The organism is ANME-2 cluster archaeon (assembly GCA_014237145.1).
Lineage (GTDB): Archaea > Halobacteriota > Methanosarcinia > Methanosarcinales > Methanocomedenaceae > Methanocomedens_A.
The window spans coordinates 1-9,548 of the sequence record JAAXOC010000049.1; the positions used below are offsets into that span (position 1 = coordinate 1).

General features: G+C 44.4%; 11 protein-coding genes. 2 read left to right on the top strand and 9 right to left on the bottom strand.

Annotation, left to right across the window (positions count from 1 at the left end):
- From HF974_06805 to HF974_06845, 9 genes are all read right to left on the bottom strand, one after another.
- Positions 1–709, bottom strand: a 709-nt coding sequence (locus HF974_06805) for a carbon-phosphorus lyase complex subunit PhnI (protein MBC2698037.1), incomplete at its 3' end; no start/stop codon positions are given.
- The gene (gene phnH, locus HF974_06810) at positions 709–1,344 is read right to left on the bottom strand and encodes a phosphonate C-P lyase system protein PhnH (protein MBC2698038.1); all 636 of its coding nucleotides are present in this window, start codon (positions 1,342–1,344) and stop codon (positions 709–711) included. The genes HF974_06805 and phnH, both read right to left, overlap by 1 nt.
- Positions 1,344–1,763, bottom strand: a complete 420-nt coding sequence (gene phnG / locus HF974_06815; protein MBC2698039.1) for a phosphonate C-P lyase system protein PhnG — start codon at positions 1,761–1,763, stop codon at positions 1,344–1,346. The genes phnH and phnG overlap by 1 nt, the downstream gene beginning before the upstream one ends.
- Positions 1,760–2,566 carry a phosphonate ABC transporter, permease protein PhnE gene (gene phnE, locus HF974_06820; protein MBC2698040.1) on the bottom strand — a complete coding sequence of 269 codons (807 nt, stop codon included), beginning with the start codon at positions 2,564–2,566 and terminating at the stop codon, positions 1,760–1,762. Before phnE ends, phnG begins: the two co-directional genes overlap by 4 nt.
- Positions 2,550–3,314: a phosphonate ABC transporter ATP-binding protein gene (phnC, locus tag HF974_06825; protein ID MBC2698041.1), complete on the bottom strand. Its 765-nt coding sequence runs from the start codon at positions 3,312–3,314 to the stop codon at positions 2,550–2,552. Before phnC ends, phnE begins: the two co-directional genes overlap by 17 nt.
- Positions 3,315–3,325: 11 nt before the next feature.
- Entirely contained in the window at positions 3,326–4,246 is a 921-nt protein-coding gene (gene phnD / locus HF974_06830) for a phosphonate ABC transporter substrate-binding protein (protein MBC2698042.1), read from the bottom strand.
- An 8-nt stretch (positions 4,247–4,254) separates the two neighbouring features.
- Positions 4,255–5,037 carry a metallophosphoesterase gene (locus tag HF974_06835; GenBank protein MBC2698043.1) on the bottom strand — a complete coding sequence of 261 codons (783 nt, stop codon included), beginning with the start codon at positions 5,035–5,037 and terminating at the stop codon, positions 4,255–4,257.
- Between the two features lie 31 nt (positions 5,038–5,068).
- Positions 5,069–5,965: a phosphate ABC transporter substrate-binding protein gene (locus tag HF974_06840; GenBank protein ID MBC2698044.1), complete on the bottom strand. Its 897-nt coding sequence runs from the start codon at positions 5,963–5,965 to the stop codon at positions 5,069–5,071.
- A 1,094-nt stretch (positions 5,966–7,059) separates the two neighbouring features.
- Positions 7,060–8,265 carry a DEAD/DEAH box helicase gene (locus HF974_06845; protein ID MBC2698045.1) on the bottom strand — a complete coding sequence of 402 codons (1,206 nt, stop codon included), beginning with the start codon at positions 8,263–8,265 and terminating at the stop codon, positions 7,060–7,062.
- Positions 8,266–8,586: 321 nt separating this feature from the next.
- On the opposite strand from HF974_06845, the gene HF974_06850 reads away from it, so the two are divergent.
- Both HF974_06850 and HF974_06855 read left to right on the top strand, forming a co-directional pair.
- The gene (locus HF974_06850; protein MBC2698046.1) at positions 8,587–8,739 is read left to right on the top strand and encodes a DUF2080 family transposase-associated protein; all 153 of its coding nucleotides are present in this window, start codon (positions 8,587–8,589) and stop codon (positions 8,737–8,739) included.
- 62 nt (positions 8,740–8,801) lie between these two features.
- On the top strand, positions 8,802–9,548 hold a 747-nt coding region (locus HF974_06855), incomplete at its 3' end, for a transposase (protein MBC2698047.1).

Sequence of the window (9,548 nt, forward strand, 5' to 3'; positions counted from 1 at the left end):
CCGAGCCATAGCCGCGAAGCGAACTGTATGCAAATGCAAGCATTGCGCCGGTCTCACCCCGTGCAAGTGCCTGCAGGCGCGCAGACCTGGGGGCAGGGAACCGCAGGGACTCCCTTGTTATATCAAAAGGCTCATCCTCAATCCCGGCAGACGCATCCTCAAGTACCCCTTCTCCCCGTAAGAGATCTGCCACTTTACTGAATTTTGGGATACCAGTACCCTCTGCCGCTGATTCCGGACCTTCCACGTCTGCACCTCCATCCGCTTCCCCGTCCGCATTTTTGTAGACATCTTCACCCCCATTCCCTTCATTTTCCTCAAAATCAATGAGTCGCTGGGTATAATCGATTGTGGGACCAAGTACCTGACCGCCAGGGATGTCCTTGAATGCGGATGAGATCCTGCGCAGTACGAACATATCCCTGGTATCCAAGTTTTCCGAATATCCTGTTCTCGGCAACGTTGATCGATAGGCACGGACTAAGAACGAAGCTTCGATAAGATCGCCGTCTGCCTGCCTGATTGCAAGCGCTGCAATATCCGGCGCATACAGCCCGCCTTCGCCCATCACCTGATCAACTGCAAGCCGCATCCTGCCTTTTACCTGTGCAGTTGTAACAGCATCCGAACCGTCTGATCTCATCGAGCCGACCAGCGCTTCAGCATTCTTTATCGCTTCACCCCCGCCTTTAACAAGAACGTACCCCATCACATCACCCTCAGACTTGTTGATCGTGGAATGCACGCTATGTTACCATTCCTGTCCGAAAGGATGGCATCAATACCGAGCGGATAATCACGCATTGCAAGAACATCCTCTATTTCTGCCTGTTCCATACCGCTGATTGCGACCATGCATTTGCCGGCAATGCCGGGTCCCGAAAGTTCAAGCAGCATATATTCATCATGTAAATCATCACCATCATACCCCCGATCTCCGATCGAACAGACATCATAGACCACAGTTGCACTTTCATCAGGATATTCCAGCGTGCCCAGCTTTACCCTGCGTATCAAACCTTGCGAAGAACCTTCACAGACCAGTATAAAGTCAGCATCCCTAAGCGCCGACTCGTTGCTTCCGGTGTTCGACCTCAGGTATTCTGCCACTGCCTGCTGATTTATATTTACATTTACATTTGCATCACTATGACCTAAAACACAGAAACTGACCTCGTGATCCAGTAGTGTCATAAGCAGAAGCAGAGGATACCGGTTCATAGCAGGCGAAGTGATGTTGATATCAGGAAGTACTACGATGCTGCCGGGTCTTGCCATGGCATCCAGGAGAGATCGAAAAATCATCTGGGAATCGAACGTCACATCGAATGCTGTCTCCCTCATCACTTCATCACCTCAAAATCCACCCTGGTCGATGCGACCTGTGCCCATTTCACCTGTTTTTCTTCCAAGAGTCGTCTTTCTTCGTTATTGAGCAAATCAATGATCTCATGTGCAAGGGGATGCTCCGCTTCAACCGCTGCATCCAGGATCGCACCTGCAAGAGCGGTTTCCGGTTCCATGCCCATTATCATGGCATAACCCATGCTGTTTTTAATCCTCACCTCAGCTTCACTTACCAGCACCTCGCCGAGATTGAAGACACAGTTCTTCGCAGTATCCCGAAAGCGCATCATGATCATACCGCACAATGGTTTTTTGACCACTTCCACTTCGGTGTTTGCCAGTATCCTTTCAGCGATCTCGCACATCAGTTTTCCATCAGCGTGTGCGATCAAACCAAACCGCTTATCCCTGTTCATTTCAAGACCTCTTCCCCGATTATATGTACCCTTATGTAGCCGGATACCCATTCAGCAAACATGACTACTATAAATATTATAATAAGTATCGTTGACAATTCATGATACCTGAACAGCCTCATTGCCATTATCAGTTCAAACCCGATACCACCTGCACCGACAAGACCGAGCACAATGGAAGAACGTACATTGGTATCGAACCTGTAGAGTGTGGTAGCCACAAACGAAGGTGTGGCCTGGGGGATCACAGCATAATAAATAGCCTGGAGTTTGCTTGCTCCCACTGCTTCGACCGCTTCTACGGGTCCGGGATCGATCTCTTCGATTGCCTCTGCATACAGTTTTCCAAGCATACCAACCGAATGAATTGACAGTGCAAGTATACCAGGGAACGGACCCAGCCCTACCGCCGAGACAAAGATCAGCGCAAATGCGATATCAGGTACCGTTCGCGTGGTTGCGATAATGCTCCTTGCAAATACCTTCACTGGTTTTGACGGCGAGATATTACTTGCTGCGAACAATGCAACCGGTACTGACAATATGACTGCGAAAACAGTACCCAAAAATGCCATCTGTATTGTCTCAAAAGCCGGATGCAGCAGCGGAATAAATACATCCCATGCAGGCGGGAACATACACCCGATAAAATTGGCAAGGTTTGGATAACCGCTTATGAGATCGCTTATGCTAATACCAGTACTGATTATGCTCCATACGAAAAATACGGTGAACAGAACAGGTACAATGTACCTGGTATATCTATTAGATTTGAAACTGGCATATCTATTTTGCACTGCCATTGTATGTACTCCCATAGATAGCCTGAAAGTCATAGTCCGAGATGTCTGCATCACCGTCATAAACGATAACACCGTCCCGTACCCCAAGGATCCTTGTAGCATATTTTCGGGCTAATTCAGGCTGGTGCAGCACTGCAAGTGTACTGACACCGTCATTGACAGAGATGGACCTTAGATGTTCCATCACAAACTCTGATGCTGTCGGATCCAGGTTTGCAACAGGTTCATCGGCAAGCAGAAGGTTTGGATCCTGTATAATCGATCTGGCAATCGCAACACGCTGCTGCTCGCCACCACTCAGGGTCCCTGCCCTGCGGTGTGACAGATCCGAAATCCCGACCCTCTCCAGTGCCCTGTGCCCGGATGCAATGTCTGCATTCGTGAACTTTCCAAATATACTTTGAAATGTGCCGACCCTTCCAAGTTTTCCAATCAGTACATTTTCAATGACCGAACGCCGCTTTACGAGGTTGAAATTCTGAAAGATCATGCCGGTCTGTTGTCGTATTTTCTTGATACTGCTGCTGTAGCTGCTGGTAATATACAGTGGACCGCCGTTACCGTTGAGTATTATTTCACCGCCGTCCGGTACTGTCAGGCCGTTCAGGCACCGTAGAAGGATCGTTTTTCCGGTGCCGCTAAGACCGAGTATCGCCACGAACTCGCTCCTTTCGACACTAAAATTTATATCCCGCAGCAGTTGCTTGCCGTCAGGAAGTTTTTTTGAGAGATGCGTTACCGTTAACATTCCATCCCTCTTTAGATATACCCGAGCGACCTGCCTATCCCGCGTACATATTCATAGGTACTGTCGTCGATTGCCACATACATTTCGTTTTTTTCCCATTTACTTTCGAACGTCTTCATGGCTTCGGGATCCTTCACTGGCATATCAATGAATGCCTGCTGGATCTTCTTCTTGAGTTCCGGGTCAAGATCGTTTCGTACTGCCACTGGTGATTTCGGGATCGGATCAGATTTCCATATCACGATAACTTCATCCGGAGTTATCGCACCGCTGTCGATCAGCCGGTTGTATCCGATGTCATACATTGCACCTGCATCTACATTTTTTGATTTCACAGCAAGCCCTGATGCATCATGTCCGCCGGCAAACATGCACGCCTTGAAATCCGTATCAGGGTCGATCCCGACAGAGAGAAGATATCCTCTTGGGATCAGGTTGCCTGATGTTGATGCAGGATCAACGAACGAGAATGTGATATCACTGGTATTATTTTTCAGGTCATCAATACTGTTTATTCCGGAATCCGGATGCGTGATTATGCAGCTCTGGTATGTTGCCACCTCACCGGTCTTGGTACCGCCTGTCACGATCGCCTCTGCACCTGCCTGTTCTGCAGCCAGGACATACGAAAATGGTCCGAAAAATGCGACATCGATCTTGTCTGAGCGCATCGCCTCGATCACTGAGGAGTAATCAGTTGCGATGAAGGTCTCGACTTCCATTCCAAGTTCTGTTTCCAGATACGTGCTCACCGGTTCGAACTTTTTCAGCATATCAAGCTGATCCTCAGTCGGGATGAGCCCGATACGCAATATTGATCCTTCGGATGTTTTCGTTTCCGGATCTAAACATCCTGAAGACAATACACAAAATACGATTAGCACAGCAAGCACTGTGCCGATTCCAAACTGTCTCAAAAGATTTCTGTTCATTTCATTCCTCAAATTATATTTCCTGTTTTATTATTTTCAATAATTGAATCAACGATCAACTTCCGCTCCCCTGCAGGAATCACCTGGTAGATACGAATGCACCTTCCGGTATCCCCGGCATTTTCAATCTCGATGAGGTTGTAGCACTGGGTCGTTCGTGCCTTGATCTTGTTCGAACAGGCTGTTCCTGCATTCACAACAAACATGTCATTCAGTTTCCAGACCCAGGGTACGTGCCTGTGCCCGCACAGTACAATATCCACACCGCACCTGTCGAGCAGTTCAAGCACATCCCCCGAATCCACAGGTATCTCTTCTTCCCGCCCTGTCATTGGTACAGGGATCAGGTGGTGGTGGAGTGCTAAAATCCTGAGATAAGTTGAGTTGAAGTCAGAATTAGAATTAAATCTCTTGGCGATCCAGCCATACATCTCCCGACCGATATGCCCGTCATCAATGTCTGGCTGGGATGAATCCACTCCCACGACAGTGACCCCATCAAGAGAACAGCATGGAGACCGTGTTCTAAAAATATCTTCGAACAGCAGGTAACCGACATTCCTGGAGTCGTGGTTTCCCGGAACGACTACCTTATTTCTGCAATCGATCCGGTCGATCCACTCTTTTGCCTCCATGTACTCCTGAAAAGAGCCGTTCTGGGTCAGATCCCCTGTTATCACCAGGATATCAGGCGATATCTCATTGACGCCCTGCACCACAGATTCTGCAACATCACTGAGAAAATGGGCACTGCTTATATGAAGGTCTGAAAGATGCACGATCCGTGTCATTTTATACTCCATGAGCGTCGTAAGCCAGGGATCAGTTCACAGGTATGAAATGCACATCTTCCACTATCCTTTGCCCTTCATCTCCAAGCACAAAGTCAAGAAATGCCTTTTCACTACTGTCCGGATTACCGTTACTGATCATCCAGAGTGTGCGTGAGATCGCATAGCTGCCGTCCACAACGCTTTCGACAGTGGGCTCAATTCCATCGAGCCTGAGTGCACTGACATCTGAGTTGACGTATCCGAGCGAGATAAATCCGATAGCCTGAGCACTTCCGGCAACAGTTGCCCGCGTCTTGCCATTCGAGTCCTGGATGATACCATGGTCTGTGATCTCAGCTTTAATAGGTTTAATAACTGCCTGCTCAAAGCAGTCCCGTGTCCCTGACCCTTCCTCACGTGTGACCACCATGATCCCGGAATCTGTCCCTCCTACTTCCTTCCAGTTTGTGATCGTACCTGTGTAGATACCCTGCAGCTGCTCCATTGTGAGATCAGTAACAAGGTTGGACGGGTGCACTATGACCGCAACGCCGTCCTTTGCAACGCCATGCGCAACCAGATCAGGATGTGAATCTATTTCACTTGATTTCAAGTCGCGGGATGCGGTCCCGATATCCACGGTTCCATCTGCTACAGCTTTTACTCCGTGTGATGAGCCGCCACCTGATACAAATATCCGGCTGCCAGGGTGCTTTTCCATAAAGGCGCGTGCACATTCCTCGGCAACTGGCAGAACTGTTGTCGAGCCTGCAATCTGCAGTTTTACATCTGCGAGTGTGTTATCTGTATGTGTGTCATCTGTTCCGACAGTTTTATTCGTATTGTCGGTACAACCTGATACGAGCAGTGACATCGAGATCACTGCAAGCATTAATAGTAATTTATTTTTTTGTACAAAAGATTTTATTAACATAATTTTTTTCATGTCAACTATCACCGACTATGAATAAACAGAACAATATATATAAATTATCCACATAAATATATAGAATGTATATATCATATATAGTTAATAAATATAATAAATAGTCTTAAGTGGTAAATCATATTTACACAATAAAACGGTCAGACATAATTGAAGGGAACCTGCACATAGTTCCCGCAGTGCGGACTAGTGTCGAGTCAACCATACAATATCGCTAGATATATGATCTGACACTGTTACATTTTTCAGTTATTTTTAAGACGCAGATTTACACAGATTAACGCCGATTTAAGGTTGCATCTGCGTAAATCAGCGTAAATCTGCGTCTATTGAGATTATCGAAATAATTTGATTTAAAAATTGTGCCACATGACCTATGCCCTTTACAATCTGACACTTGAAAGTTGACACAACACTAGTGTCGAGTCAACTCTATAATGTATCTAAATATGCTATCAATACACCTTATTATCAGACACTTTGATGTTGACGCGACACTAGTTGTTAACGATCCACTCTGACCCTGACCGCACAGTTCTCAGAGGTACGCAGAAAAAGCTAAAAATGCTCTGCGTAATCTGCATCCTGGCGGTTCAAAGTCCAAACAAATCCACAAAGTTGGCTGCCACCTGCCGCCCGACGGGCTGCGGTGGCAGTCATATATATATATATTAATTTCTGCCGGCAGCTAACCGACATAACATCCACTTCGCACCCCCTAACAGTTGGATAGACATGCATTGATGAGGCACCACGAAAAAGCCTGCCAGCCCCCACACCACAAGGATGGGTGTAGCAGATCGGGAGAGGCACCCGGGTAGAGTGCAGACGATGGGGAGGCGGGGGGCTGAAGAAAAGATGGGAACTGAAATCATTTCAAAATTAATTACATGAGACTAAGAGAAACTAAAAAAACTGCAACGTATACGAGTTATTCTACCTTCAGTTCAATCTACTATTCAGGACTTTGCTAAAGTGCCTGATGTGCTAAGATATGGAGCAATAAAAAAGAATGTGGCTTTTCAGCCATCTCTTACGTAATTATTTTTCCTGTCAATGTCCTTTTTGAGGGGTTGAGAATCAGAAATAAAAAACTATCGATTCTTGTGCCTGTTCGAATTAGGACTCTTTCTGGAGATGCGTTTATTGTTATGCTTAAATCCAACTTGCACCGACCTTTTCATTTCAGCTTTTTCCAGAGCAGGCAGCTTTTCTTTCCTTATCACGACATCATTAAATTTCAATACATTTTTAAAATTATCATTGTCCTTCCTGGAAACGATATTTATTGCCTTGCCTTCTTTTCCAGCTCTTGCAGTTCTTCCGATCCTGTGGATATACTGTTTGCTCTCCCTGGGAATATCGTAATTGTAAACATGAGAAACACCATTAATGTCAAGCCCCCTCGCAGCTACATCTGTGCATACAAGAACATCAGCCCTCCCTTCATGGAATTGCTTCATAACATTGTTCCGCTGGTTCTGGGTTAATCCGCCATGAATTGCCCGGGCTTTCACGCCTGAAGATTTCAGGTTCTTGGCGATCGTATCAGTATATCTTTTTGTATTACAGAAAACCATTATCAATTCTGAGTTTTCATTATTCAGTAGATGCAAGAGCAAAGAAAATTTCATATTATCCTGAACTCTATAATAAATCTGGTCCAATAGTGTTGCATCGATATAAGACTCAACTTGTACATGGATCGGTTCATCCATATATTTCCTGCCAAGTTTGGCAATATCTTTTGAGATCGTTGCTGAGAATAAAAGGGTCTGTCGGTCTACTGAACATTTATTTACAATTTGAACTACATCCTCCTTAAATCCCATATCTAACATCCGGTCGGCTTCATCAAGCACCAGTGTTTCTACCCTATCGAATTTAATTGTCTTTCTATTGATGTGATCAAGTATCCTGCCCGGTGTTCCTACCACAACATCAGCAGTCTTTAAGCCCCTGATCTGCTGGCTGATCCCAACACCACCATATATTGCCATAATTTTTAAAGGGCTGAACATTGAGAATTTCGTTAAAGCACCTGCAACCTGCTCTGCCAATTCCCGGGTGGGAGTCAGGATCAAAGCCTGTATACCTTTTCCTTTTTCAGCATTCTGTAATATGCCACAAGCAAATGCCAGGGTCTTTCCAGAACCTGTGGCTGATCCGGCTATAATATCTTTACCTGCAAGGATTAACGGGATTGTTTTTTCCTGTATCTCGGTAGGATTATCAAAATGCTCATATCTTATAGATTTTAGGAGGGGCACACTAATGCCAAGATTTTTAAATTTGTCCATATTTAAACTTTCCATATTTTTTCAAAAAAAAGCTGCTTAATTGCTTTTTTTTGTCCACTTCGTTAAGTTATTAAAAACAATTAAGAGCTATAAGCACAACTGTATGAAAGTTAAGATTAATTTACGCTTAAAAGTTGTTGGGCTTTCTTAATGTTTGTCATTAGCTTATAGTTATGCCTATTTTGACAGTATCTCCGAATAACTTAACAACTTTCTTTGGTTTCATTTATTTCTCACCCGGACCCAATTTTCCATCAATCTAGGCCACATTCTTAATTTCATCATAACCTTTAAATATATAGGATATCCATAGGATATCCAATGAGGAAAGTAGAAATACAACTACAAAATCATCTAGAAATAGAAGGTATCGAAGGATTTTTTGTTCGCAAAGTAACAAAATTCGGAAATAGTGCCAAAGTTGATTGTCCAAAGGAGTATCTTGGCCGTACGGTTTACTTGGTAATAGTATGACAATTGCTCCCGCTAGAGCTTTTCGAACTCTAAAGACATTGGACACATTCATCGATCGTTCTTTGAATCTAAAACCAAAAGGAAAATTTCTTTCTGGATTTCATTATGAGCGAGAACTCCTAAAAGCTTCTGTTGCAAACACTTACGTAGAAACCGTTGGAAATCGTGGCGACTCACTCCATTTGGCAATTAAAAAAGTTCCAATATCAAATATTTACTGGGAATACCTGAAAACTGTAGAAATACTGGGAACACGATTTGAACTCAATGAGAAAGATGTTGTGTTAGCCTTTGATTATACTGATGAAGATTTCTATGGTGACCCACAGGGATTTTGGATTTACGGATGGACAGGACAGAATGCAGTGACTGGGAAATTTAAGTTCCTGACATGCGCAATAGTTAGTTCGGACATTCCTCAAAAAATTCCATTGATATCAGTACCTGTAAGAATGGGACATAATATGGCACATACCGTAGCCTGGTGTCTGAGTGTGGTAGAACCACTGGTAAAGTCCATATCACTTGTCTTGTTTGACAGGGGATTTTATAGCAATGAACTTATGTTAACGCTATCAAAAACAAAGCATCCGTATCTCATTTTTGTTCCAAAAAATTCTAAAATTCGAACGGAACTTGCTGAAATGGAGAAAAATGAAAAGAAAACTATCCAGCACAAGTTCAAACTTAATATAGACAAAACTGTTCTTAGAGGGGAAACAACTCTTGCACTTTTAAAACAAATATTCGATAAGAGAAGTGACAAATTATATGACTGGGCATTTGCCACAAATCAATCTTCCATCAAT

Coding starts and splice junctions, on each gene's coding strand:
- HF974_06840 (MBC2698044.1), bottom strand. CDS start 5,965: ATGAAAAAAATTATGTTAATAAAATCTTTTGTACAAAAAAATAAATTA.
- phnE (MBC2698040.1), bottom strand. CDS start 2,566: ATGGCAGTGCAAAATAGATATGCCAGTTTCAAATCTAATAGATATACC.
- HF974_06850 (MBC2698046.1), top strand. CDS start 8,587: ATGAGGAAAGTAGAAATACAACTACAAAATCATCTAGAAATAGAAGGT.
- phnH (MBC2698038.1), bottom strand. CDS start 1,344: ATGAGGGAGACAGCATTCGATGTGACGTTCGATTCCCAGATGATTTTT.
- phnC (MBC2698041.1), bottom strand. CDS start 3,314: ATGTTAACGGTAACGCATCTCTCAAAAAAACTTCCTGACGGCAAGCAA.
- phnG (MBC2698039.1), bottom strand. CDS start 1,763: ATGAACAGGGATAAGCGGTTTGGTTTGATCGCACACGCTGATGGAAAA.
- HF974_06835 (MBC2698043.1), bottom strand. CDS start 5,037: ATGACACGGATCGTGCATCTTTCAGACCTTCATATAAGCAGTGCCCAT.
- HF974_06845 (MBC2698045.1), bottom strand. CDS start 8,265: ATGGACAAATTTAAAAATCTTGGCATTAGTGTGCCCCTCCTAAAATCT.
- phnD (MBC2698042.1), bottom strand. CDS start 4,246: ATGAACAGAAATCTTTTGAGACAGTTTGGAATCGGCACAGTGCTTGCT.